The organism is Kitasatospora sp. NPDC051705, from assembly GCF_044453265.1.
In the GTDB taxonomy this organism is placed as follows: Bacteria; Actinomycetota; Actinomycetes; order Streptomycetales; family Streptomycetaceae; genus Kitasatospora.
Genome location: NZ_JBITCO010000009.1, coordinates 161515 through 186420 on the forward strand (window position 1 = coordinate 161515; position 24906 = coordinate 186420).

18 protein-coding genes are annotated in these 24906 nt (G+C 75.9%); 6 read left to right on the forward strand and 12 right to left on the reverse strand.

Annotation, left to right across the window (positions count from 1 at the left end; translation table 11 throughout):
- Window positions 1-26 precede the first annotated feature (26 nt).
- Window positions 27-1415, forward strand: a complete 1389-nt coding sequence (locus ACIA8Q_RS14805; RefSeq protein ID WP_396317252.1) for an MFS transporter — start codon at window positions 27-29, stop codon at window positions 1413-1415.
- A 200-nt stretch (window positions 1416-1615) separates the two neighbouring features.
- Here the strand turns inward: ACIA8Q_RS14805 and ACIA8Q_RS14810 are convergent, their stop codons facing one another.
- From ACIA8Q_RS14810 to ACIA8Q_RS14820, 3 genes are all read right to left on the reverse strand, one after another.
- Window positions 1616-3016, reverse strand: a complete 1401-nt coding sequence (locus ACIA8Q_RS14810; RefSeq protein WP_360217882.1) for a glutamine synthetase family protein — start codon at window positions 3014-3016, stop codon at window positions 1616-1618.
- Between the two features lie 190 nt (window positions 3017-3206).
- Window positions 3207-4022: a hypothetical protein gene (locus ACIA8Q_RS14815; protein WP_360217885.1), complete on the reverse strand. Its 816-nt coding sequence runs from the start codon at window positions 4020-4022 to the stop codon at window positions 3207-3209.
- Window positions 3935-4747: a class II glutamine amidotransferase gene (locus ACIA8Q_RS14820; RefSeq protein WP_360217888.1), complete on the reverse strand. Its 813-nt coding sequence runs from the start codon at window positions 4745-4747 to the stop codon at window positions 3935-3937. The genes ACIA8Q_RS14815 and ACIA8Q_RS14820 overlap by 88 nt, the downstream gene beginning before the upstream one ends.
- A 148-nt stretch (window positions 4748-4895) precedes the next feature.
- Between ACIA8Q_RS14820 and ACIA8Q_RS14825 the strand changes: the two genes are divergently transcribed.
- Together ACIA8Q_RS14825 and ACIA8Q_RS14830 are read left to right on the forward strand one after the other, a co-directional pair.
- Window positions 4896-6179, forward strand: coding sequence for a hypothetical protein (locus tag ACIA8Q_RS14825; RefSeq protein WP_360217890.1), 1284 nt, complete (start codon window positions 4896-4898; stop codon window positions 6177-6179).
- Complete coding sequence (locus ACIA8Q_RS14830; RefSeq protein WP_360217893.1) at window positions 6176-7483, forward strand: MFS transporter; 1308 nt, start codon at window positions 6176-6178, stop codon at window positions 7481-7483. The genes ACIA8Q_RS14825 and ACIA8Q_RS14830 overlap by 4 nt, the downstream gene beginning before the upstream one ends.
- A 62-nt stretch (window positions 7484-7545) precedes the next feature.
- Here the strand turns inward: ACIA8Q_RS14830 and ACIA8Q_RS14835 are convergent, their stop codons facing one another.
- Entirely contained in the window at window positions 7546-8331 is a 786-nt protein-coding gene (locus ACIA8Q_RS14835; protein WP_387900025.1) for an SDR family NAD(P)-dependent oxidoreductase, read from the reverse strand.
- Between the two features lie 143 nt (window positions 8332-8474).
- On the opposite strand from ACIA8Q_RS14835, the gene ACIA8Q_RS14840 reads away from it, so the two are divergent.
- Window positions 8475-9470 (forward strand): aldo/keto reductase, encoded by a 996-nt coding sequence (locus ACIA8Q_RS14840; RefSeq protein ID WP_360217896.1) that lies wholly within the window; start codon window positions 8475-8477, stop codon window positions 9468-9470.
- Between the two features lie 62 nt (window positions 9471-9532).
- On the opposite strand, the gene ACIA8Q_RS14845 is transcribed toward ACIA8Q_RS14840, so the two are convergent.
- From ACIA8Q_RS14845 to ACIA8Q_RS14875, 7 genes are all read right to left on the reverse strand, one after another.
- Window positions 9533-11203 (reverse strand): AMP-binding protein, encoded by a 1671-nt coding sequence (locus tag ACIA8Q_RS14845; RefSeq protein WP_387899939.1) that lies wholly within the window; start codon window positions 11201-11203, stop codon window positions 9533-9535.
- 99 nt (window positions 11204-11302) lie between these two features.
- On the reverse strand, window positions 11303-11542 hold the full coding sequence (locus tag ACIA8Q_RS14850; protein WP_360217902.1) for a chaplin: 240 nt from the start codon (window positions 11540-11542) through the stop codon (window positions 11303-11305).
- Between the two features lie 179 nt (window positions 11543-11721).
- The gene (locus ACIA8Q_RS14855; protein WP_360217905.1) at window positions 11722-12120 is read right to left on the reverse strand and encodes a hypothetical protein; all 399 of its coding nucleotides are present in this window, start codon (window positions 12118-12120) and stop codon (window positions 11722-11724) included.
- Window positions 12117-14687 carry an Hsp70 family protein gene (locus ACIA8Q_RS14860; RefSeq protein WP_360217908.1) on the reverse strand — a complete coding sequence of 857 codons (2571 nt, stop codon included), beginning with the start codon at window positions 14685-14687 and terminating at the stop codon, window positions 12117-12119. The genes ACIA8Q_RS14855 and ACIA8Q_RS14860 overlap by 4 nt, the downstream gene beginning before the upstream one ends.
- A 31-nt stretch (window positions 14688-14718) precedes the next feature.
- Window positions 14719-15507, reverse strand: coding sequence for a nucleotide exchange factor GrpE (locus ACIA8Q_RS14865; RefSeq protein WP_396317253.1), 789 nt, complete (start codon window positions 15505-15507; stop codon window positions 14719-14721).
- Complete coding sequence (locus ACIA8Q_RS14870; RefSeq protein WP_360217914.1) at window positions 15504-15929, reverse strand: hypothetical protein; 426 nt, start codon at window positions 15927-15929, stop codon at window positions 15504-15506. Before ACIA8Q_RS14870 ends, ACIA8Q_RS14865 begins: the two co-directional genes overlap by 4 nt.
- 191 nt (window positions 15930-16120) lie before the next feature.
- Window positions 16121-17509 carry a hypothetical protein gene (locus ACIA8Q_RS14875; protein WP_396317254.1) on the reverse strand — a complete coding sequence of 463 codons (1389 nt, stop codon included), beginning with the start codon at window positions 17507-17509 and terminating at the stop codon, window positions 16121-16123.
- Window positions 17510-18404: 895 nt separating this feature from the next.
- Here ACIA8Q_RS14875 and ACIA8Q_RS14880 point away from each other — a divergent pair.
- Together ACIA8Q_RS14880 and ACIA8Q_RS14885 are read left to right on the forward strand one after the other, a co-directional pair.
- Window positions 18405-20270 (forward strand): hypothetical protein, encoded by a 1866-nt coding sequence (locus tag ACIA8Q_RS14880; protein ID WP_396317255.1) that lies wholly within the window; start codon window positions 18405-18407, stop codon window positions 20268-20270.
- 147 nt (window positions 20271-20417) lie between these two features.
- A complete protein-coding gene (locus tag ACIA8Q_RS14885; RefSeq protein WP_387899946.1) occupies window positions 20418-22211 on the forward strand; it encodes a hypothetical protein in 1794 nt (597 codons plus the stop codon).
- A 216-nt stretch (window positions 22212-22427) separates the two neighbouring features.
- On the opposite strand, the gene ACIA8Q_RS14890 is transcribed toward ACIA8Q_RS14885, so the two are convergent.
- A complete protein-coding gene (locus ACIA8Q_RS14890; protein ID WP_396317256.1) occupies window positions 22428-24668 on the reverse strand; it encodes a heavy metal translocating P-type ATPase in 2241 nt (746 codons plus the stop codon).
- Window positions 24669-24906 lie beyond the last annotated feature (238 nt).

Sequence of the window (24906 nt, forward strand, 5' to 3'; positions counted from 1 at the left end):
CGCCGCACACCGGGAGAGGAGAGACCATGGCCGGTGACAACCCGTCGGGCGACGGGACGGCCACCAGCACCACCACGACCGCCGTCGGCCCGGCGGCCACCGCGACGACGGCCACCTCCGGGTTGGCCGCCACCACGTCGGCCGCGGACCGGACCGCCCCGGGGACCGCCGAGGGCGGCACCGCCGCCCCGCCGGCCGCGGAGCCGGGCCCGGCCGCCGGCCGGTGGGCCCGGGCGGTGCCCCCGCGGGGGCCGCTGCGGGTCTACGCCGCCCTGTCGTTCTTCGACTCGCTCGCCCGCGGGGTGATGCTCGCGGGCGGCGTGCTGTTCTTCACCCGGGTCGCCGGGCTCGGCGCCGTGCAGGTCGGCACCGGGCTCTCGATGGCGACGCTCATCGGGCTCTCGGCCGCGCTGCCGGCCGGGCTGCTCGGCGACCGGATCGGCCACCGGCGGCTGCTGGTCGGGCTCGGCGTCGTCCGCGGCCTGCTGCTCGGCAGCTACCTGCTGGTCGACTCCTTCGCGGAGTTCCTCCTGGTGGTCTGCCTGGCGGGGCTCGCCGAGAGCGCCGTCGACCCGGTGCGGCAGGCCTACCTCGGGGCGCTGACCACCCCGGAGAACCGGGTGGACACGCTGGCCTACAACCGGGTGGTGCACAACGTCGGCGCCACCCTGGGCACGCCCGCGCTCGGCGCCGCGCTGGTCGTCGGCACCCCGTTCGCCTTCCGGCTGCTGATCGCCGGCGGCGCGGTGTGCGTCCTGCTGGTCGGGCTCGTCGCGCTGCGCCTGCCGGAGACGCCGCGCGGCCGCCCGGCCGGCACCGGCGGCGGGGCCGCGGTGCTGCGCGACCGCTGGTACCTGGGCCTCGCCCTGCTGAACGGGCTGCTGATCCTGCACGGCGAGCTGCTGGAGATCGCCGTGCCGCTGTGGGTCACCCAGCACACCGCGGCGCCGTCCTGGACGGCCTCGGCGCTGCTGCTGGCCAACGTGTTCCTGGCCATCGGCTTCCAGATGCGGGCGGGGCGGGGCGTCACCGACACCGGCAGCGCGGCCCGGGCGATGCGCCGGGGCGGGCTGGCCGTGCTCGCCTGCTCGCTGGTCTTCGCCACCACCGGGTCGCTGCCGCCGCTGCCCGCGGTGGCGGTGCTGCTCCTCGCGGTGGCCCTGCTGACCGCCGCCGAGCTGCTGCAGTCGGCCGGCGCCTGGGGCCTGTCCTACGAGCTCGCGGTCGACGGCCGGCTCGGCGAGTACCAGGGCGCCTGGAGCGTGGGGACCCAACTGGGCCGTTCCTGCGGGCCGTTCGTCATCACGCTCGCGCTGTCCGGGCTGGGCGGCGCCGGGTGGGTGGTGCTCGGACTGGGCTACGCGGCCGCCGCCGTGCTGGCACCGCCGCTGGCGGCCCGGGCGGCACGGCGCTGAGCGGAGCCCGCACGCACACGATCGGAGGCGCCGGCCGCGATGGCTGGCGCCTCCGATCGTTGCCGTCCGGCGGCCCGGGACAGTGGTCCGGGACGGGGGTCCGGGACGGGGGTCCGGGGCGGCGCTCAGGACGGGAGTCCACGGGGCTGTCCGGGACGGGACCGTCCGGACCGCCGGGTGGCGGTGCGGACCGTGCCGGTTCAGAACCGCACGGCGTGGGTGAAGTACTCGGAGTCGGAACCCAGTTCCTTCATGTCCCGGACGTCCGCCCGCTTGATCGCCGGGTAGAGGGCGGCGCGGGCCGGGCCGAGCACGGACATCAGGAACTCGTCCCGCTCCAGCGCGTCCACGGCTTCCTCCAGCGTCCGCGGCAGCGCCGTGACGCCGAGCCGGCGCAGCTCGTCGGCGGAGAGCCGGTTGGGGTCGGCGTGCAGCGGCTCGCCCGGGTCCAGGCCTCGGCGGACGCCGTCCATCCCGGCGTGGACCAGGGCGCCCAGCGCCAGGTAGGGGTTGGCGGTGGAGTCGCAGATCTTGACCTCGACGTTGGTGGAGCCCGCCTCGTCACCGCGCAGCCGGGTGGGGATGCGGATCGCGGCCTCGCGGTTGTCCAGTCCGTACGCGCCGAAGGCGCCCGCCCACATGCCGGGCCGCAGGCGGTGGTAGCTGTTGACGCTGGCGTTGGTGAGCGCGGTGAGCCCGGGCAGGTGCGCCAGCAGTCCGCCGATGAAGTGCCGGGCCAGGGTGGAGAGTCCGAGCTCGTCGGAGGGGTCGGCGAACAGGTTCACCGGGGGGCGGCCGTCCTGGCCGGGCTGCCAGAGCGAGAGGTGGGCGTGGTTGCCGTTGCCGCGCATGCCGGGGGCCGGTACCGGTGCGAAGGTCGCCCACAGGCCCTTGCGTCGGGCCGTGCCCCGGGTGGTGGCGCGCTGCCAGACGTAGTTGTCCGCGGCGCGCAGGGCCGGCGCGTGCCGCAGCGTCATCTCGTGCTGGCCGGCTCCGAACTCGGGGTGGTACGTCTCCACGGTCAGGCCCTGGAAGCGCAGCGCGCGCAGCAGGTCCACGGTGTAGGAGTCGGCGGCGTCGAAGCCCTCGTTGTCGAAGCAGAGGCTGTCGTCGAACAGGTCAAGCACGCCCGGCGACGGCTGGGTGGAGCAGAGCGTGAACTCCGGCTCGAAGGCCGCGACCACCTGGTACTCGCCGGCGGCGGCCAGGGCCTCCTTGAGGAAGGTGCGCGGGCAGGCGTCCCAGGGGTCGCCGTCCACGGTGAGCAGGTCGCAGAGCATCGCGGCCGAACCGGGGGCGTGCGGCAGGCGGACGAAGGAGTCGGGGTCGGGGACGAGCCGGACCTCGCCGACGGCGTCGAACCCGGGGACGGGCTGGCCGAGGTCGAGCAGACTGGACGCCTGCCGGCTCCGGGCCAGGCCGATGCCGGAGTCCATCCGGCCGGGCAGGGCCTGGCGGGAGACCGCCTTGCCGCGGGTGACGGAGTTGTGGTCGACCCACAGGAAGCGGATCAGTTCGATGTCCTCCTGCTCGACGATCCGCTGGATCCTCGCGCGGGATTCGGCGGCGGGCACGCCGCCGTTGCTGTCAGGGCTCGCCATCGTCGGTTCGGCTCTCTCTCGGGGTTCGGGCCGGGGGCTCGGGCCCACTGGTGCGGCCGGGGTTCGGGTCGCTGGTACGGCCGGGGTCCGGGCCGCCGGTGCGGCCGGGGTTCGGGCGCGGCGCCGGCCCGTCCGCCGCCCGCGGGGGCGGGGGCGGGGGACGGCGCCGCGCGGCCGGGGGCGGTGGGGGTCAGACCCAGGCCACGGCGCGGGTCAGGGCGGGGTCGAAGAACCCGAAGAAGAAGCCCATGGTGACCCGGTCCGTCCCGGTCGGCTTCTCGATCGAGTGGTAGTGGGTCGGGTTGAGCAGGTAGACGTCGCCGGTCTGCGGCTTGAAGCGGTGGGCGGGGGCGCCGCGGGTGACGGCCTGGTCGTAGCCGAGGCCGCCGACCACCTTGAACTCCTCGTCCAGGGGCTCCCACTGCTTGCGGTGGATCTCCAACTCGCCGCCGCCGTCGCACTCCTGGATGCAGACCACGACGCTCAGGTGGTGCAGCAGCCCGGCCAGCACCAGGCCGGTCCCGGCGGCGTCGCGCATCATGTTGTCGTTGTGCAGCGGGGTGCGGACGCCGTCGGAGTAGATCCGGACGTTCTTCCGGGCGTACTCGCGGCCGTCCGGTTCGGCGGCCACGTCGAAGGCGTCCAGCCCGAGCACCTCGGCGAGCCGGGCGCGCACCCGGTCGGCGAGGTCGAAGCCGACGCCGGCGGTGAGCCGTTCGGCGGCGGCCGCCTGCTCGAAGTACGTGTCCGGGGCGGCCAGGTGCTTGGCCAGGTAGGGCCCGAGGGTGGTCAGGCTGCCGTTGCTGTACTCGGTGGTGTCGGCCCGGCCGAACAGCGGCACGACGCGTTCCCGGTTGGCGGTGAACTCCTCCTCCGACAGCAGCCCGCGCAGGACGACGACGGCGTGGTCGCCGGAGATCAGGCCCTTGAGGAGGCCGGGACCGTCCGGAGCGGGCTCGCCGGGCTGGTCGAGGTGGTGGACGACGCGGCCCCAGAGCTCGGGCATGTCGGGGTCCTCTCGGTGGTGGGGGCGGTGAACGGGAAGGTCAGCACGGCGCCGGGGGCCACCGGCCGCCAGGCGGCGGGCGGGGCCAGGGCCGGGACGGTCTCGGAGGCGACGATCTGCGCCGTCGCGGTGGTGGTGCGCCGCATCGCGAAGAAGCGCGGGGTGCGGGTGTCCGGCGGGCTCCAGTGCACGAGGTGGGCCCGGTCGGGGTGCACGGCGACGGCGTTGCCGGAGGTGCCGCCGGGCTCCAGGGCCCGGAGCCGGGCGAGCGCCGTCCGTTCGTCCAGCCGGTCGGTGCCGGGCGGGATCAGGTAGTCGAAGTACTCCGCGGAGTCGAAGGCGGAGGCGGCCAGCCCGAGCCCGCGGTAGGCCGTCGGCAGGTACCCGTTGTGCATGAAGTACCAGGGGTCGCCGGGGCGTTCGAGCGGGTGGGTGAAGGCGGGGCCGCGGTTCTCGGGCAGTGTGGCGTTACGGACGTGGATGGCCAGGAAGTCGGTGCGGGCGGTGGCCACCGGGGAGTCGGGGGCGCTCTCGGCCGCCGGGCGCTCGTCCCGGTGCGCCCGCAGCGCTCCGCTCCCGGGGTCGCGCCAGACCGCGCCCCAGCCGTGTGCGTGCACGGTGGTGGCGTTGTCGTGGTCGGCGGTCAGGCCACGGCTCATCTGTACGGCGGCGGCCACGATGTCCGCCGGGTCGAACGTCCCGGAGGCCAGGATCAGGCGGCACATGGGTCCGGATGCCCTCCTTGTCTGAGTGGGCGGCTGCGCTGGGCGCCGGTTGTCGGGGTCGACTCTAGAAGGCCTGGCAACTCTTGGCAATAACTTGCCTCTCACTGGCAACATCTGTATATGCTCGGCCGGAGAACAGGGAGGGAACGTGACAGAGAACGACCCCCGGCCGCTCGTCCTGCTCCTGGGCGCGGCCAGGTACACCCTCGACGCGTGCGTACGCCTCGGCGTCGACGCCGTCGTGGTCACCGGCGCCCCGGAACGGGACGCCGGCGCGGTGCCCGTCCCGGCGCAGCTGACCGCCGTCCACGCCGACAGCCAGAGCGACGCCGAGTCCGTACTGGCCGCCCTGCACCGGGCCGGCCTCGCCGGTCTGCGCTACGACGCGGTGGTCACCACCGACGAGTTCGCCCTGGTGACGGCCGGACTGCTGGCCCGCCACCTGGGCTGCCGGGCCATCGACCCGGACACCGCGGTGCGCTTCCGCGACAAGGAGGTCCAGAAGCGCACCGTCCGCGCGGCCGGCGTCCCGACCGCCCGCACCACGGTGATCGAGGACGTCCACGACCTGACCGGGCTGACCGCGCTCCCCTACCCGCGCGCGGTGGTCAAGCCCGTCGCCGGCGCCTCGACCCGGCTGACCGCCACCGTCACCGACCTCGCCGGACTGCGCGCCTTCGGCGACCGCCTGCGGGCCGGGCGCTCCACCGAACGGACGTTCCTGCTGGAGGAGTTCGTCAGCGGGGAGGAGTGGATCGCGGACGGCTTCGTGCTCGACGGCGAGGTCCGCTTCCTGGCCCTCGGCGCCTACGGCAGCCCCTGCCTGAGCGTGGTCGACCAGGACCGCCCGCTCTGGATGCGCCGGATCGACCCGCAGCGCGAAGCCTGGCGGTACGCCCTGGCCGAGCCGCTCGTGCGCCGCTCCCTCACCGCCCTCGGCTTGACCGACGGGGTGTTCCACATGGAGCTCTTCCACGACCCCGCCGACGGCCGGCTGGTCTTCAGCGAGTGCGCGGCCCGCCGCGGCGGCGGGCTGATCCACGAGGAGACGCTGGCCAAGTTCGGGATCGACCTCGGCGAGGCCATGCTGCTCTGCGGGCTGGGCCGCCTGCCGGACCGGGAGGTGCGCACCGACCCCCGGGTGATCGGCAGCAGCTTCCTGCCGGGCCGGCCGGGCACCGTGGTCGCCTGCCCCTCCGCCGGGGAGCTGGAGGCCCTGCCCGGCGTCGAGTACGCCCGGGTGGAGGCCGCCCCGGGCACCAGCTGGTCCGACTCGCTCGCGAGCACCGACCAGCGGGCCGCCCAGGTCCTGGTGGCCGCGGAGTCCGAGGCCGCGCTGCTGCGCCGCTTCGACGAGCTGCGCCGCTGGTTCGACGACCGGCTGGTCACCGTGCCGAACGGGTCCGCGGCGCCGGTCGGGGTCCCGGCATGACGCTCACCGCCCCGACCCCCACCGCACCCGCGGCACCCGGGACACCGGCCGCACCCGCCGCTGCCCACCGCCCGGCGCCGTGGGCCCGGCTGCTCCCCGAGCCGGGGCCGCAGCGGGTCCTCGCCGCCGCGACGGTGGTGAACACCTTCGGCAGCGGCCTGTTCGTCGCGAGCAGCGCCCTCTACTTCACCCGGGTGGTCGGCCTGCCGACCGGCCAGGTCGCGCTCGGCCTCACCGCGGGCGGCGTCACCGGGCTGTTCGCCGGGCTCGCCGGCGGCCGGATCGCCGACCGCTGGGGCGCCCGCCGGACCCAGATCGGCGTCATGCTGCTCGGCGCCGCCTTCACGACCGGCTACCTGTTCGTCCGCGGGTTCTGGCCGTTCCTGGCCGTCGCCTGCCTGACCGCGGCCGTGCACGCGGCCAACCCGGCCAGCCGCGACCCGCTGGTCCGCGCGTTCGGCGGCACCCGGCCGGCCGCGTTCCGCGCCTACCTGCAGGCGGTGACCAACCTCGCCCTGTCGCTGGGCGCGGTGCTGGCCGGGCTGGCCGTCCAGGCCGACACCCGCGGCGCCTACACCGCCCTGCTGGTCGGCCGGGTGCTGGCCTTCCTGGCCTGCGCGCTGGTGCTGGCCCGGCTGCCCCGGCCGGCCCCGCGGGCGGCCGGGGCGGACCGGCCGCGGTCCGGCTGGACGGCCCTGCGCAACCGCCCCTTCCTGGTCGCGACGGCGGCCAACGGGCTGCTGGAGCTGCACTACTCGGTGCCCGCGTTCGCGCTCCCGCTGTGGATCGTCGGGCACACCTCGGCCCCCCGCTGGACGACCTCCGCCGTCCTGCTGCTCAACACCGGCCTGATCGCGGCGTTCCAGGTCCGGGCGGCGCGCGACGTGACCGGCGTCGACGCGGCCGGCCGGCGGCTGCGCTGGGCGGGCGGGGCGCTGGCCGCCGCCCTGCTGCTGACGGCGGCCGCCGAGGGGCCGCCGTGGTGGGCGGCCGCGCTGCTCCTCACCGTCGCGACGGCGGTGTACACGGCGGGCGAGCTCTGGCACGCCGCGGCGTCGATGGAGTACTCCTTCGGCTTCGCCGAGCCCGGGGCCCAGGGCCAGTACTCCGGGGTGTTCGGCTTCGGCGCCGGCCTGGGCGACGCGCTCGGCCCCGCCGTCCTCGGGGTCTTCGTGCTCTCGTGGGGCCGGCCGGGATGGCTGCTGCTGGCCGCGCTGCTGCTCGCCGTCGGCACCCTGACCGGGCCGCTGGTGACCCGGGCCGCCCGCCCCGGGCGCCGCGCCGGGGCCGGGGCCGGGGTGTGAGCCTGCGGCCGACGCGTGCTCCGGGGCGCCCCGTGACGCCCCGGAGCACGGGCCGGCCGGCCTCAGCGCAGCGCGCGCTGCGCCGCGACGATGCGTCGGGCCGCCGTCTCGTCCCCGCGCCCGCCGCGCTCCGCGTAGCCGGGGAACTGCCCGGCCACCGCGCAGCGCAGCCGCAGGGTGAGCGGTGCCACGTTGGTCTCGGCCCGGTCCTCCTCGATCGCCCGGAGGACTGCGGTCGCGACCTGCTCCGGCGACACCGTGCGCACGCCGCTCGGCACCTCGGCCCCGGTGTCCGCGAACATCCCGGCCCCGCCCACGAACCCGGGCTGGACGAGCGAGACCCCGACCCCGGTGCCGCGCAGGTCCTGCCGCAGGCTCAGCGCGAAGCCGCGCAGCCCGAACTTGCCCGCGGTGTACAGCGACGAGTAGGGCGTCGCGGCCTTCCCCGACATCGAGCCGACGAAGGCGAGCTGCCCGCGGCCGGCCGCCACCATCCGGGGCGTCAGCAGCCGGCTGAGCATCACCGGTGCGCTCAGGTTGACGGCCAGCGCCCGGTCGATCTGCTCGGGCGTGTAGTCGAGCAGCTCGCCGCTGGCGGGCAGGGCGGCGTTGGCCACCAGCACGTCGACGTCCGGGCACTCCTCGGCGAGCCGGCGGACCTGCTCCGGGTCGGCGAGGTCGGCGACCACCGGCCGGGCACCGAGTTCGGCCGCCAGCGACCGCAGGGGCTCCCGGCGCCGGCCGGTGACGATCAGGGTGGCGCCCGCCCCGGCGAGCCGGCGGGCCAGGGTGCGGCCGATGCCTCCGGCCGCACCGGTGAGCAACACGGTCGCCTTGTTCAACCGCATGGTCGGAACCTCCCGGTTCATCGGTCTTCCTCCGGATATCTGCTCTGGACGATAGGAACTTGGCAAACATTTGTCTAGTCTGGCAATTCCTGTGCCAGGATGGTGTCCGGAAGCCCCACCCCCACGACCCGAGGACGGCCCTCATGGAGAAGCGGACGACGAGCAGGCTCGGCCACCGGCAGCTGTCGGTGATCGGCCTGGGCACCTGGCAGCTCGGCGCGGACTGGGGGCACGTCTCCGAACCGGACGCCCACGCCGTCCTGGACGCCGCGGTCGGCTCCGGCGTGACCTTCCTGGACACCGCCGACGTCTACGGCGACGGCCGCAGCGAGCGTCTGATCGGCGGGTACCTGCGCGGGCTCGCCCCGGACCGGGCCGCCGCGATCACCGTCGCGACCAAGCTGGGCCGCCGCGGCCCCCAGCAGCCGGAGGCCTTCACCCTGGACGCCTTCCGCAGCTGGACCGACCGTTCACGGGAGAACCTGGGCGTGGACACCCTCGACCTGGTCCAGCTGCACTGCCCGCCGACCGCGGTCCTCGCCACCCCCGCCGTCTACGAGGCGCTCGACACGCTCGTCGCCGAGAAGCGGACCGCCGCCTACGGGGTCAGCGTCGAGACCTGCGCGGAGGCCCTCGCCGCGATCGCCCGCCCGAACGTGGCCAGCGTCCAGATCATCCTCAACCCGTTCCGCCGCAAGCCCCTCGCCGAGGTGCTGCCGGCGGCCCGGGAGGCCGGCGTGGCGGTCATCGCCCGCGTCCCGCTGGCCTCCGGGCTGCTCTCCGGCGCCTACCGGCACGACACCGTGTTCCCCGCCGAGGACCACCGCACCTACAACCGGCACGGCGACTCCTTCGACGTCGGCGAGACCTTCTCCGGCGTCGACTACGCGACCGGGGTGGAGGCGGCCGCCGAGTTCTCCGCGCTGGCGCCCGAGGGCGCCACCCCCGCCCAGACCGCGCTGCGCTGGATCGTCCAGCAGCCCGGCGTCACCAGCGTCATCCCGGGCGCCCGCACCCCCGCCCAGGCGGCGGCCAACTCCGCGGCCGCCGCCCTGCCGCCGCTCCCGGAACGCGTGCTGGCCGGGGCGGCCGAGCTCTACGACCGCCGCATCCGCGCGCTGGTCCACCACCGCTGGTGAGGCACCCCGGGCCGCCGGCCCGTGCGCGGCGCACGCGCGGACGGCTCACCCGGGCGGACGGCTCACGGGTTGAGGAGGCGCACCGCCATCTCCCGCATCTCGACCTTGCGGATCTTGCCGGTGACGGTCATCGGGAACTCCTCGACCACGTGCACGTAGCGCGGGATCTTCACGTGGGCCAGCCGGCCGGTGCAGTAGGCGCGGACGGCCTCGGCCGTGAGCGGCTCGGCGCCCCCGCGCATCCGGATCCACGCCATCAGCTCCTCGCCGTACTTCGGGTCGGGCACCCCGATGACCTGGACGTCGAGGATGTCGGGGTGGCCGTGCAGGAACTCCTCGATCTCGCGCGGGTAGAGGTTCTCCCCGCCCCGGATCACCATGTCCTTGATCCGGCCGGTGATGGCGAGGTAGCCGTCCCCGTCCATCACGGCGAGGTCCCCGGTGTGCATCCAGCGGGCGGCGTCGACGGCCTCGGCGGTGCGCTCCGGCTCGCCCCAGTAGCCGAGCATCACGGAGTAGCCGCGGGTGCAGAGTTCGCCGGGCTCGCCGCGCGGGACGGTGCGGCCGGTGACCGGGTCGACGACCTTGACCTCCAGGTGGGGGCCGACCCGGCCGACGGTGGAGACCCGGCGCTCGACCGGGTCGTCGGTGCGGGTCTGGGTGGAGACCGGCGAGGTCTCGGTCATGCCGTAGCAGATGGACACCTCCGCCATGCCCATCCGCTCGATGACCTCCTTCATCACCTCGGTCGGGCAGGGCGAACCGGCCATGATGCCGGTGCGCAGGCTGGAGAGGTCGTGCCGGTCGAAGTCCGGGTCGGCGAGCTCGGCGATGAACATGGTCGGCACGCCGTACAGCGAGGTGCAGCGCTCGGCGGCCACGGCGGCCAGGGTGGCCCCGGGGTCGAAGGACGGGGCGGGGATGACGGTGCAGGCGCCGTGCGAGGTGGCGGCGAGGTTGCCCATCACCATGCCGAAGCAGTGGTAGAAGGGCACCGGGACGCAGATCCGGTCCTGCTCGGTGTAGTCGAGCAACTCGCCCACGAAGTACCCGTTGTTGAGGATGTTGTGGTGCGAGAGGGTGGCGCCCTTGGGGAAGCCGGTGGTGCCCGAGGTGTACTGGATGTTGATCGGGTCGTCGGGGGCCAGCTCGGCTCCGCGTTCGGCCAGTCGGCCGGGGTCCCCGCGGCGTCCGGCGGCCAGCAGCGCGTCCCAGCCGGGGCCGCCGATCAGCACCACGCGCTCCAGCTCCGGGCAGCGGGGCCGCACCTCCTCGATCATCCCGGCGTAGTCCGAGGTCTTGAAGCGCTCGGCGGCGACCAGCAGCCGGATGCCCGACTGGTTCAGCACGTACTCCAGCTCGTGCGGGCGGTAGGCGGGGTTGACGGTCACCAGGATCGCGCCGAGCTTGGCGGTGGCGTACTGGGTGAGCGTCCACTCGGCGCAGTTGGGGGCCCAGATGCCGACCCGGTCGCCCTTGGCGATCCCGAGGTCGAGCAGACCGAGCGCGAGCGCGTCGACGTCGGCGGCGAGTTCGGCGTAGGTCCAGCGGCGGGCGGTGGCCCGGTCGACGAGGGCGTCCCGCCCGGGGAAGGCGCGCACCGCGCGGTCGAGGTTCTCCCCGATGGTGTCGCCGAGCAGCGGGACGTCCGCGGTGCCGGAGGAGTAGCTGCGCGGGGTCGGCTGGATCGGCACGTACGGCTCCTGGGTACGGCGGGGCGGGACGGGCACCATGCTCCCGGCCCGGGCGCCGCGCCGCCACCCCCGAACGGGGGTGCGGACACGCCACCGGGGCCGCCCGTCAGGTGCGACGGGCGGCCCCGGTGCCGGGGGTCAGCCGTTGATGCAGGTGTTCCCGATGGCCGGGTTCAGGATCGAGATGACACCGATCGTGTTGCCGCAGACATTGGCCTCGAGGTTGATCGGGATCTGGATCTGGTTGCCGGACAGGACGCCCGGCGAGCCGAACGCGACACCGTTGGCGGTGGCGTCGCCGGCGGCGGCGGTGCCGGCACCGGCGAGGACGGCGACGGCGGCGAGCGCGGTGGCGGCGAGGGTGGTGCGAATACGCATTGCGTCACTCCTTGTGAGGGTGGCGAACATCCGTGTGACGATCACACTCACCTCCGATCAGACGCGACGCCACCCGGGGAACGCCCGGATTGCTCGCTTGGAGGGCGTGTCGGCGCCCCGCACCCCGTGGGCGGCGGCGGTGGGCCCGCCCCCGACGGGCCTACCGCGGCCGCCACCGGTCAGTCACCCGTCCGGGTCACCAGCGCGTCCAGCAGGTCCCGGGCCGGCCGCAGCCCGGGCTCGGCCGCCAGCGACCGCCGCAACAGCACCCGGGCGGCCGCGTCGTCCCCGGTCCGCAGGGCCGCCAGCGCCTCGTTGTAGTCGATCCGGCCCGCGTGCCGCAGCCGGACCAGCGCCGCGAGGTCCTCCCGGCAGGAGGGGCAGCGCAGGCCCTCCGGATCCGCCGGGACGGCGCACTGCGGACAGGGCACCTCCAGCGGGGGCACCGCGGGCCCGGCCGCCCTCGGGGCGGGCACCTGCGACCCGGGGCCTCCGGGCGCGGGGTTGTCGTGCCCGGGAGCGTCGTGCGGGGGAACCCCGTCCGCCGGGGTCGTCCGGGTGGTCTCGGGAGAGCTCATCGCGGCCCCGCCTCCTCGGGCCGCACCGGGCCCAGCGACTCCGCCGGCGGCTCGCTGCCCAGCTCCCGCTGCGCCTGCGCGTACAGGGCCAGCAGGTTCGACATGTGCCGGTTGACCTTCTCCATGTTCGGCGCCTCCACGCCCTCGTCCAGCCCCCGCAGCTCCGCCATGATCAGCTGGGACAGCGCCGGCGAGACCATGTTCTGGTTCACGTAGACGTTGCACATGGTGAGCATCCGGAAGGTGTGCCCGAGCGAGTCGCACAGCTCGTCCGCCCGCTGGGCCGCGACCATCGCGCCCTCCCAGTCGGCGGCCTCGCGGCGCAGCCGCAGCTCGGCGGCCACCGACCGCAGCCGGTCCAGGTCGCTCGGGTCGAGGTGCTTCTCGCAGTAGTGGAGGAACAGGCTCAGGTACGCCTCCGAGCCGCGCACCCAGCGCTGGGCGCGGAGCTGGCGCTGGGCCCGCTCCAGCGCCTCGTCCACCGACTGGCCGCGGGTCTGGCCGGCGGCCAGGTCGTCCAGCCGGTCCATGAGCTGCTGCGCCTCGCGCAGCTCGGCCTCGGTCAGCTCGCCGCCCCAGCGGTCGGTGAAGGACTCGATCTGCCGCTGCTGCTCCTCGACCTGGACCTTGAGCTCCGGGTCCAGGGTGACCCGCTCCAGCTTGACGGTCTTCTCGCCGCCCCCCTGGATCCGCACCGAGAGGGTGATCGTGCGGTCCCGGTCCAGACCGAAGGAGACCTCCACCGGCGTGCGGCCGCCGAGCCCGGCCGGCAGCCGCAGGGTCAGGTGGCCGATCAGCTCGTTCTGCTGGGCGATCTCGTGCTCGCCCTCGTAGACCGCGACCTCCAGCCGCTGGCGGCCGCTGCCGGCGACCACGAACTCCCGGCTGACCGGCGAACCGGTCGGGTAGCTGGTGTTCTTGGGGATGATCACGGCCAGCCGGCCGTCGTTGAGCTCGATGCCGAGGTTCTTCGGCGTGATGTCGAACGGGTTGGTGACCTGCATCAGCTCGCCGCAGCCCTGGCAGACCTCGCTGCCGGGCGGGTTGACCACGCCGCAGGCCGCACAGCGCAGACCGACGTCCTCGGCGGCCGTGGAGGCCACCCTGGTGCCGCCGGGCGCCGCCGAGTTGAGGGCCTCGCCGCACAGCCCGCAGGCGGTGACGCCGGGCGCGGCGGGGGTGCCGCAGCGCGGGCAGTTCTCCCCGTGGGCGACGGTCGGGGCCGGCGACCGCACCGGCGCGGCCGACCGGGGGGCGGGCGAACCGCTCGCCCCCAGACCGCACTTGGGGCAGGCCGCGGCCTCGGCGTCGAACGGGATGTGGCAGCCGGTGCAGGAGATCCGGGGGCCGCCGAGCAGCGAGGTCGCGCAGTTGGCGCAGTTGGAGGCGGAGAGGTCGCCGGGGGCCCGGCACTCGGGGCACTCCACCTCGCCGACCAGCGCGGACTGCACGGCCGCGCCGAGCGCCACGCACTGCATCGGGTTGACGCCGCGCCGGATCCGCCGGGGGCCGAACACCTCGCCGAGCCGCCGGGCCACCAGCGGGATGGCGGTGGAGCCGCCGACCAGCACCACCTCGTCGACGTCCCCCACGGTGAGGTTGGCCTGCATGATGGCCTTGTGGGTCAGTTCGATGGTGCGCTCGATCCGGGCCTCGATCAGCTCCTCGAAACGGGCCCGCTCGAACTCGGTCTCCAGCACCAGCTGGCCGGCGCCGAGGCCGGGCAGGATGACCTCGGAGGCCTCCTGGTGGGAGAGCTCGATCTTGATGGTCTCTGCGGTGGAGGCGATCTTGGGGCGGTCCCGCAGGTCCGGCTGGTAGTCGGCGCCGTACTCCTCGCGGATGTCCTCCAGCAGCGCGGTGGTGATGGCGCGGTCGAAGTCGTCGCCGCCGAGCAGGTTGTCGCCCTCGATGCCGAGCACCGAGACCGAGCCCGGCACCAGCAGCAGGATCGAGATGTCGAAGGTGCCGCCGCCGAGGTCGTAGACCAGGACGGTCCGGCCCTCGTCGCCCGCCTCGGTGGTGATCCCGTAGGCGAGCGCGGCGGCGGTCGGCTCGTTGATGATCCGCAGCACGTGCAGGCCGGCCATCCGGCCCGCCTCCTGGGTGGCCGCGACCTGCCGCTCGCCGAAGTACGCGGGCACGGTGATCACGGCCCGGTGGAAGGGCTCGCCGAGGCGCTGCTCGGCGTCCTCCTTGAGGCGGTGCAGGATGATCGCGGAGATCTCGATCGGGGTGTAGGAACGGCCGTTGAACCAGACGTTGACGTCGCCGTCGGTGCCCGCGGTGACCTTGTAGTCGACCTCCTTCAGGGCCGCCTGGACCTGCGGGTCCTTGAACTTGCGGCCCATGAAGCGCTTCACCGAGCGGATCACGTTGGCGCCGTCGACGGCGGTCCGGCTGCGTGCGGTGGAGCCGACCAGCAGCTCGCCCTTGCGACCGCTGCCGACCACGGAGGGCGTGGCCTCCTGGTTCTGCCGGTTGAAGATGATCTCCGGCTCGCCCCGGCGCAGGTGGGCCACCACGGAGTTGGTGGTGCCCAGGTCGATGCCGAGTGTGCGGTACATGTCGTTCCCCTCTTGCCCCTCGTGGTCCTGGCTACTTCTTGCGCCTGCGCCGGGCACCGGCGGCCGCGCCCTTCCGGCGGGCCGGGGGCCGGACGGCGGGCCGCCCGGGTCCCGCGGTCTGCTCCGGTTCCGGTGCCGGCTCCGGTTCGGGCCCGGGCTCCGGTGCCGGCTCCCCGGCGACGTCCGGCGCCGCGGGGTCCGCCGGCCCGGGGTCCTCGGTGGCGCCCGCGGCCCCGAACCCCTCGAAGCCCCCGGGGCCCTCGGGGCCCCCGGTGTCCGCCGCGTGGACCGGCTCCGGCGCCGGGTCCGGCCCCGGCGGCGCGGCGACGACCACCTGTGCCCGGCGCAGCACCTCCTCGCCCCAGAAGAACCCGGTGATGACCGTCCGCAGGACCGTCTCCGGCGCCACCCCGGCCCGCGGCTCCACGCCGACGATCTCGGTCAGCGCCGGGTCCGCCGCCAGGCCCTCCAGCCGCATCGGGCGCACGCCGGCCTTGGCCAGGCGGCCGAGCAGCCGGCGTCGGGTGGCCTCGATCCCGGCGCCGCGCCCGAGCAGCACCAGTTCCTGGTCCAGGCCGAGCGAGGCCAGCGCGTCGTCGACCTCGACCAGGATGCCCAGCAGGTCGCGCTGGGTGGCCCGGGCGGTCTGCGCCTCCTCCGCCCGGAGCCGCTGCAACAGCGAGGCCCGGAAGAGGAGTTGGCTGAACGCCTGGTCGAGGTCGACCTCCAGCGCGCGCTGCGGGACGTCCAGCGGCCGGAGGCCGTCGGCCGGCCCGGCGATGGGGTCGGCGGTCGGTACGTCGGTCGGTGCGTCGGTCACTCGGGTACCTCGATCTGCGGCAGCACCGACAGGTCGGCGGCGTAGCGGGCGGGGACGGGCGGTTCGGGGTCGGCGCCGCCGGGGGCGGGTTCGGTGAAGTCGGCGGCCAGCTCGGCCCGGTGCAGCGCCAGCAGGGAGGCGGCGGGCGGCAGCGCCGGGCGCTCGACGACCAGCAGCGGCTCGGCGAGGGCGGGCGCCAGCAGCCCCGCGGCCTGGTCGACGGGCTCCGGCGGCAGCGGGCGCTGGAGGTCCGCCTCCAGCCGCCGGTCGGGGTGGCGCAGCAGCGCGGCGGCGTCCTGGATCTGCTGACGGGTGAAGCGGCCGGCCTTCATCGCCGGTCCGACGGCCAGGTTGATCTCGCGCACGCCGGCCGTGAGCGCAACGCCCAGGACCTCGTACGGCGACGGTTCGTGCAGTGGCATGGCGGGCGGTTTCTCTCCTCACGACTCACGAATCACGGCTAGCGGCTTGCGGCTTGCAGCTTTTGACGTGCGGCTCACGTCCGGTGGCGTGCGGCCTGCCGCAGACGTCCGGTGGCTCCCGACTCGGCCTCGGGATGGGGAATCTGAAGCCCCACCACCTGAGGACGGCACCGGTGGCACGGCGGTTGCCGTCAGCGGAGCGCGTTGATCCTCCGCTGGAGGGCCCGCAGCTCCCGGTCGTCCGGGTTGTGCTCGACTGCCTGGCGGATCAGTGCGCGGGCCTCCCGGAACCCGCGGGCGTTGGCCCGGGCGACGGCGTAGGAGCTGAACACCACGCCGAGTTCGGTGTGCAGCTTGGCGACGTCCTCGGGGGTTCCGGACAGCTCGAGCGCCTCTTCCAGGAGACGGATCGCGTCGGGGTAACGGCGGGCCTCGTAGTGGCCGACGGCCTCGCCGCGCCAGACGCTGACCATCAGCCGCCGGATGTCGGGCGAGTCGTCGTAGGACCTGGCCTTGCGGAGCATGGCGGCCTGCGTGGTGAACGGGCTGTCCTGCAGGTTGTCCAGCACGTGGTTGGCGAGCATCACGCCGACCCGGCGCGGCGCCTCGCGCTCCGGGTCGCCGTCCCAGTCCGGGTCGGCGCGCAGCGCGTCGGCCATCCGGCCGACGGCGAGGGTGCGCTGGTCGGCGAAGGCGGCGGAGCGGGCGAGGTGGCGCAGCGCGAAGGCGAGGCCGTGCCGGTGGTCCGGGTCCGGGTTGAGCGAGATCAGCTCCCGCCAGGCCTCGGCGGCCTCCTCCAGCTCCGCGTCCGGGGCGTCGGGCCGGCTGAGCTGGCTGGCCCGGTTGCCGAGGGCGGCCTCCAGGAAGTGCCGGGCGGTCGGGTCGCCGGGGGTGAGTGCGAGGCTCTTGCGGAGCAGGCGCAGGGCGCGCGGGTAGTCCTTCGTCTCGTTGTTGATCTTCCGGGCCCACTGGGCGTAGGTGGCGCCGAGGTCGCCGCGCACCTCGGCGTGGTCGGGGGCCAGGGCCAGCGCCTTCTCCAGGAGTTCGGTCGCTCCCGCCTGGTCGTCGTCGCTGGTCTTGAGCAGGGCGCGGGCCGCCCGCAGGCCGGACTCGGCGGCGATCGCCGGGGCGTCGGCGGGCAGCACGGCGCCGGGTACGGTGCCGGCGCGGGTGAGGCAGTCGAGGGCCTCGCGCCAGTCCTGGTTGCGGTGGTGCTCGCGGGCCTGGCCGACCAGGCTCTCGGCGAGCAGGGCCTGCCAGTCGGCGCCGCGTTCGGTCTCGGGCACGGCGTCCAGGGCGCCGACCGCGGCGGCCTGACGGCCCTGGAGGAGGAGGTAGTGCTGCGGTCCGAGCCCGCCGAACAGGTCGAGCGCCCGGGCCAGCGGGTGTCCGTCTGGCTCCCCGGGCCGCCGCCAGGGCTCTACGGCCCGGTCGAAGGCGGCCGCCCAGGCGGCGAGTCCGGGCTCCTGCCGGAGCAGCCGGTCGAGCGTGGGGCCGAGCGCCAGGCGGCGGGCGGGGCGGCCGGGCAGCGCCAGGCGGACGTCCTCCCGGGCGAAGGCGTCGGCGCTGTGGGTCTCCATGCCCAGCCGCAGGGTCCAGGCGGTGACCTCGTCGCCGCCGCGGCCGGCGGCGCGGTCCAGTGCCCGCAGGTCGTCCCGGAGGCGGTCGGTGAGCGCGGTGCGGGCGGTGGCGATCCGCTGGGGTTCGAGCGGGCGGCCGGTGATCCGGGCGGACTCCGCCCACAGCTCGGGCTGGTGCAGGGCGGCGACCAGGCAGCCGAGCGTCCAAGCCCAGGTCCGCTCGTCGGGTTCGGCGCCCTCGGGGGCCGCGGCGGCGAGCCGGTAGCCGGCGAGTCCGAGGGCGTGCAGCAGCCGCGGCTGGGCCGGGTCCCGCAGCAGCAGCGCGTGGTAGCCGTCCCAGGCCTCCCGGTGGCGGCCCTCGACGGCGTGCTGGTGGGCCTCGTGTTCGGCGAGCAGGACGAGGGCGGGGCCGGCCTGTGGGTGGTCCGGGGTGTGGCCGAGGGCCTGGCGCAGGTCGCCGGCGGCCCGTCCGGGCTCCCCCCGCGTCGAGCGCGGCGGCGGCCCGGCGGAGCAGCACGGCGCTGCGGGCGGCCCCGGCCTGCGCGGGCAGCTCGGCCAGCGCCTCGTCCAGTCGGCCGAGTTCGGCGCGGAGCAGGGCCAGGTCGAGCCGGACGGGCGCGGCCGCGGGGCTGTCTCCGAAGGCCCGGGCCCAGGCGGCGAGGACGGGTTCGGCCTGCTCGGGCGTGCCGGCCCGGCGGGCGCAGTCCAGGACGGCGCGCAGCGCGGGCCCGGCGCAGCGGACGCAGCGCGGCGGGGCGCCCTCGGCGGCCCGGTGCAGGTGGGCGTCGCAGGCCTCGCGGCCGCAGCCGCCGCAGGCGCCGGTGGCCGGGCCGGCGCAGACGGCGCAGTCGGCCGGGGCGGCCTGCGGCGCGGGGGCCGGGCCGGCGGTGAGGAAGTGGCGGTACCAGTCCAGTGCGGCGGCCCAGTTGCCGGCGCGTTCGGCCAGCAGGGCGCGCAGCCGGGCGAGCGCCGGGTCGCCGGCCGGGTCGGGTGCGAGCGGGGCGAGCAGCGCGATGGTCTGCACCGGGCGGCCGGCCAGCAGGGCGGCGGCGGCCAGGTGGTAGCGCTCGCGCGGTCCGGCGGCGGGGTCGAGCACACCGGCCAGGGGCTCGGTCCGGCCCTCGGCCAGGGCCAGGGCGGCGCGCAGCCGGGCCTGCCGGTGGGTGATCGCGCCGGGCAGGGTGTCGGCGAGGGCGAGGGCGGCGGCGGCCCGTTCGCGCTCCTCGGCCCGGTCGCGGCCGGTGACCAGCAGGTGGGCGGCCTCGCGCAGCGCGGCTTCGCGCAGCGCGGCCCGGTAGCCGGGGGCGGCCGGGTGCTCGGCGGCGGCCTGCTGCCAGAGCTCCCGGGCGGCGGCCGGGTCGGCGGCCAGTCGGGTGCGGGCGAGCCGGTCGCGGGCGAGGGCGAGGCGGTCGTGCAGCTCCTCGTCCTGCAGCGGTTCCCAGCGGGTCAGCGCCCCGGCCGGGTCGTCGGTGCGGGACAGCGCGAGGCCGTGGTGGAAGGCGGCGATCCGGGCCCAGCGGGAGTCCGGTTCGCGGTCGGCCTCGGCGCGGAGCAGCGGTTCGGCCTCGGCGGCGCGGCCGGCGGCGAGCAGGGCGGCGCCGAGCCGGACCCGGGCGGGGCGCCAGTCGGGGGCCCGGTCGAGGGCGGCACGGTAGTCGGCGGCGGCCTCGGCGGGGCGGTCGGCCCGCTCGTTGACCAGGGCGAGGCCGAACCCGGCCGGGGCGAAGCCGGGTTGGACGGCGAGGGCGGCGGCGAACTGCTCCCGGGCCTGTTCGTCGGCGCCGAGCAGCAGGGCGAGCCGGCCGAGGGCGTAGCGGGGGCGGGGGTCGCCGGGGGCCTCGGTGGCGGCGGCCGCGAGGTCGGCCCAGGCGGCGTCGGTGGCGCCGAGCCGCTGGCGGGCGAGGCCGCGGAAGAGCAGGGTCTCGGTGCGCAGCGCCGGTCCGCGCCCCCACGGGGAGGGGTCGCCGGCGCCGCGGCGCAGCGCCTCGTCGAAGGCGACGACGGCGGGTTCGTCGCGGTGCAGGCTGAACAGCTGGGCGCCCCAGCGGAACCAGAGTTCGCCGCTGCCGCCGGGGGCGGCCGCGGCGAGCAGGGTCTCGGCCTCGGCGGCCCGGTCGGTGCCGCGCAGCTGGGCGGCGCGGGCGAGGACGGGCCAGTCACGGCCGGGCAGGGCGGCGAGGGCGGCGGCGGTGGTGTGCTCGCGCTGTGCGGGGCTGCCTTCGCGGCAGAGGCGTTGCAGCCAGTCCCGGGTGCGGGCGACGGCCTCGGCCTCCTCCCCGGGTTCGGCGCCGTCGGCGGTGGCCTGCAACAGGGCGAGGACCGGCCCGAGGTCGCCGTCGGCGGCGGCGGTGCGTTCCGCGGCGAGGCGCCGCAGGCTCCACCGGGGCAGTTGCCGGGCCGGGTCGGCGAGCAGCGGGAAGGCCTCGCGGTGCAGGGCGAGGGTGGCCTGCTGGTCTCCGGTGGGGATGGTGGCCTCGGCTTGGCCGAGGAGGGCGAGGCCGCGTTGCGGGAGCAGTTCGGCGGGGCCCTCGGCGAGCCGGCGGGCGAGCCGGGCGTAGCGGCGCCGGGCCTGCGGGGCCTTGCCGGCGGCGAGCCGTTCGGCGGCCGTGGCGAGGGCCGCGGCCACCGTCCCGGCGTCCAGGGCGCGGTGGCGCCGGGCCAGTACGACGGCGGCCGCACCGACCAGTGCCACCACGATCAGCAGCACCGCGAGCTGCACCATGCACCGTCCCCCTGCTGGTCAGATCCACCGATTTCATGATCAACATGCTGGTGATGATCATGAGTTGACGTACTGTCATGATGTTGTCCGATCGAATGCAGGATAGGCCCTTCGTGGGACGTCCGAACAGCGGAGAGCACTATCCTGGGATCAGCTGAAAAGCCGAGGCATCGAGTCGGGGGTCGAGTGTCCGAGTCGCGTTGGGTACCCGGGCTCCGGTTCGGGCCGGAGTTCGACCCCGAGCAGTACGAGCTCCTGGAGTTCCACCACCGGGGCGGCGAGGCCGAGGTGTGGCGGGCGGTGCGCACCGGCCACAGCGGGCTCAAGGAGCTCGTCGCCGCGAAGATCATGCTGGAGCGCGACCCCTCCGAGGTCCGCCGCTGGCTCGGCCGCTGGGACGACGTCTCGCACAACGCCCACCGCCTGGGCGTCACCGACCTGGTGGTGCCCAGCTTCCTGCTCGGCCCCTCCCCGCACCGGCCCGGCGCCCTGCCCGCCGGCGGTCTGCTCGGCTACCAGATCTCCCCCTGGGTCGAAGGGGTCCCGCTGCACACCTGGGCCCGCACCCAGCGCGGCGGGCCGGCCGCGGCGGCCGAGGTCCTGTCCCGGCTCTGCCGGATCGTCGACGAGCTGCACCGCAAGCGCTGGGTGCACCGCGACATCTCCCCCGCCAACGTCCTGGTGGACGCCCACGGCCAGGTCAAGCTGATTGACCTGACCTTCCTGGCCCCGCTCGACCACACCCTGACCGTCGCCGTGTTCACCCCCGGCCACGTCCCGCCGGAGGCCGAGCAGGTCGGCGGCTTCCCCACCACGGCCAAGGACCTGTTCGCCGTCGGCACCCTCGCGCGCACCCTGCTGCTGCCCGACCACGGCCGCCTCGACCACCGGCTCGCCGCCGAACAGGCCCGCGCCGAACTGCTCGCCGCCGGCTACGGCGAGGAGCTGGTCCGGTGGGCCTGCGAGCCGCTGGCCCGCGACCCACAGCGCCGCCCCGCCCCGCTCGGCCCCTGGGTCGGCCGCGGACGCGAACTGCTGCGCGCCCACCGGCCGGTGGCACGCACCGCGGGCCTGGCCGTACTGCCCGACCGGGCCGGCCGGCCGCTGCTGGTCACCGGCGGCCCGGACGGCACCGCCCTGACCGGCCCCGGACACCCCGGCCACCGGCTGCCGACCGGCCAGGGGCCCGGCCCCGTCCGCGAGTTGACGGCCGGCTGGGCAGGCCGGCAGGGCGAGCTGGTGGTCTGCGCCGAGGACCGCGGCGGATCGCTCTGGGTCGGCACCGCGGCCGGCTGGTGGGAGGCCGCGCGCGGCGTCAGCGGGCTCGCCGGGGGCGTCGACCCGGCCGGGGAGATGACGGTCTGGACGGCGGTCGGCGGCGCACTGCGCTCCTACCGCTGGGCGCCCGGGCTCACCCTCACCGGCCGGGAGCTGCCCGGCTGCCCGGCCGACCGGGTGCTCGCCGCCCTGGAGGAACGCCCCGGATCCTGGCTGGTCCTGGTCGAACACCGGGAACAGGTGCTGAGCTGGCGGCCCGGCTCGGCGGAGCACCCGGCCCCGGTCGGACCGCCCGGCGCACCGCGCGCCGGGGCCCTGGCCCTCACCTCCGCCGGGCCGCAGGCCGTCACGCTGCAACCGGACGGCTCCGTCCGGCTGCACCCGCTCGGGGCGGGCGCCGGGCCGGGCTCCGAGATCGGCGACGGCGAACCCGCCCTGGGCGTCGCGGTGGCCGGGCACCGGGGCGGCCCGACCGTCGCGCTGGCCGGCGCGGGCGGGGTCCGGCTGCGGCTGCCGGCCGGCGGCGCCTCCCGCCGCCCGCGCTGGTGGCGGCCCACGCTGCGCCCGGCCACCCGGGTCGCGCTCGCGGTCGGCGACGACTGGCGGCTGTGCCTGGCCGCGGTGGTGGAGGGCGAGTTGCAGTGCTGGCAGGAGGACGCGGCGTACCGCTGGCTGCCGGTGGCCCTGCCGGAACAGGGCTGACGCCGGTGCCGGGCCCGGGGCCGGCGCCTCTCCCGGACCGGACAGGACCGGAGGGGCCCCCGGGCCCGGGCCCGGCCTCGCCGTGGGCGCTCGGCCGGAACGCGCCGAGGCCCCGGAACCTGGTGGGTTCCGGGGCCGCGGCGCGGTGCTCCTCGGCGGTGCTGCTCGGTGCTGGCCCTCGGTGGTGCTCCCGGTCGTACCCGTCGGCGGTGCCGCTCAGCGGAAGCGGCGCAGCCGCAGGCTGTTGCCGACCACGAAGACCGAGGAGAAGGCCATCGCCCCGCCCGCGATCATCGGGTTGAGCAGTCCGGCCGCGGCCAGCGGCAGGGCGGCCACGTTGTAGCCGAACGCCCAGAACAGGTTGCTCTTGATGGTGGCCAGGGTCCGGCGGGAGAGCCGGATCGCGTCGGCGGCGGCCAGCAGGTCCCCGCGGACGAGGGTGAGGTCGCCGGCCTCGATCGCGGCGTCGGTGCCGGTGCCCATGGCCAGGCCGAGGTCGGCCTGGGCGAGCGCGGCCGCGTCGTTGACCCCGTCGCCGACCATGGCCACGACCCGGCCCTCGGCCTGCAGCCGGCGGACGGTGTCCACCTTGTCCTGCGGCATGACCTCGGCGATGACGTGCTCCGGGGCGATGCCGACCTCGGCGGCGACGGCCTCGGCGGCCGCGCGGTTGTCCCCGGTCAGCAGCACCGGCGTCAGGCCCAGGGCGCGCAGCCGGGCGATCGCCTCGGCACTGGTCGGCCGGACGGCGTCGGCGACCTCCAGCACGGCCCGCGCCGCGCCGTCCCAGCCGACCGCGATCGCGGTGCGGCCGGCCGCCTCGGCGGTGCGCTTGGCCTCGGCCAGGTGCCCGGGCAGGTACTGCGACCAGTCGTTCAGCAGCGCCTCCCGGCCGGCGACCACCGCGTGGCCGTCCACCACGCCCTGGACGCCCAGTCCCGGCACGTTCTCGAAGCCCTCGACGGCGGGCAGCGCACCGGCCCTGGCCGCGGCGGTGGCGATGGCGCGGGCGATGGGGTGTTCGGAGGCGTGTTCCAGGGCGCCGGCCAGGCGCAGGGCCTCGGCCTCGGTGACGCCCTCGGCGGTGTGCACGGCGAGCAGGGTCATCCGTCCGGTGGTGACGGTGCCGGTCTTGTCCAGGACGACGGTGTCGACCTTGCGGGTGTTCTCCAGCACCTCGGGGCCCTTGATCAGGATGCCGAGCTGGGCGCCGCGGCCGGTGCCGACCATGAGCGCGGTCGGGGTGGCCAGGCCGAGGGCGCACGGGCAGGCGATGATCAGCACCGCGACGGCGGCGGTGAAGGCCGCGGTCCAGCCCTCGCCGGTGCCCAGCCAGTAGCCGAGGGTGGCCACCGCGAGGGTGATCACGATCGGGACGAAGACGGCGGAGATGCGGTCGGCGAGGCGCTGGGCGGCGGCCTTGCCGTTCTGCGCGTCCTCGACCAGCCGGGCCATCCGGGCGAGCTGGGTGTCGGCGCCGACCCTGGCGGCCTCGACGACCAGCCGGCCGCCCGCGTTGACGGTCGCACCGGTGACCGCGTCGCCGACGGAGACCTCCACGGGCACCGACTCACCGGTCAGCATCGAGGCGTCGACGGCCGAGGCACCCTCGACCACCGTGCCGTCGGTGGCGACCTTCTCCCCGGGGCGCACCACGAACCGGTCGCCCACCGCGAGCTCCGCGACCGGGATCCGCACCTCCTGCCCGGCCCGCAGGACGGCCACGTCCTTGGCCCCCAGCTCCAGCAGGGCCTTGAGGGCGGCCCCGGCGGTGCGCTTGGAGCGGGCCTCGAAGTAGCGGCCGGCCAGGATGAAGGCGGTGACGCCGGCGGCGGCCTCCAGGTAGATGTTCGACGAGCCGTCGCTGCGGGCGATGGTCAGTTCGAAGCCGTGCCGCATGCCCGGCATGCCCGCGTCGCCGAGGAACAGCGCCCACAGCGACCAGAGGAACGCGGCGCCGGTGCCGAGCGAGACCAGGGTGTCCATCGTCGCCGCGCCGTGCTTGAGGTTGGTCCAGGCGGCGCGGTGGAACGGCCAGGCGGCGTAGGTGACCACGGGGGCGGCCAGGGTCAGCGAGAGCCACTGCCAGTTGTCGAACTGCAGGGCCGGCACCATCGCCATCGCGATCACCGGCACCGCCAGGGCCACCGCGGTGGACAGCCGCTGCCGCAGCGGGGCCAGCTCGTCGGCCGGCTCCGCGGGCCCGCCCGCACCCTCGGCGGCCGGCGGCGCGGGAAGCGCCGCGGTGTAGCCGGTGGCCTCGACGGTGGCGATCAGGTCGGCGACCACGACGTCGCCCTCGTAGGAGACCTTCGCCTTCTCGGTGGCGTAGTTGACGCTCGCCGAGACGCCGTCCATCCGGTTCAGCTTCTTCTCGATGCGGGCCGCGCACGAGGCGCAGGTCATGCCGCCGATCGAGAGTTCCACCTCCGTGGAGGCGGGTGCCTGGGTGGTCATCGTTGCTCCTCGTGACTGTCGTCGGACAGGGCGCGTGCGACGTGCCGGGTGGCACCGCCGGATCCGGACCCACCGGACTGGTACCCATGGGGGGTATCGGGCGGCGCCGAGTTCATTTATACCCCTGAGGGGTATCCAGGGCAAGGCTTCACCGATACCCCCCTCCCGCATTTTCCGGACCGACCGAACCGCTTGACTTGATACCCCCACGGGGTATTCACTCGGGGCATCGGACCGG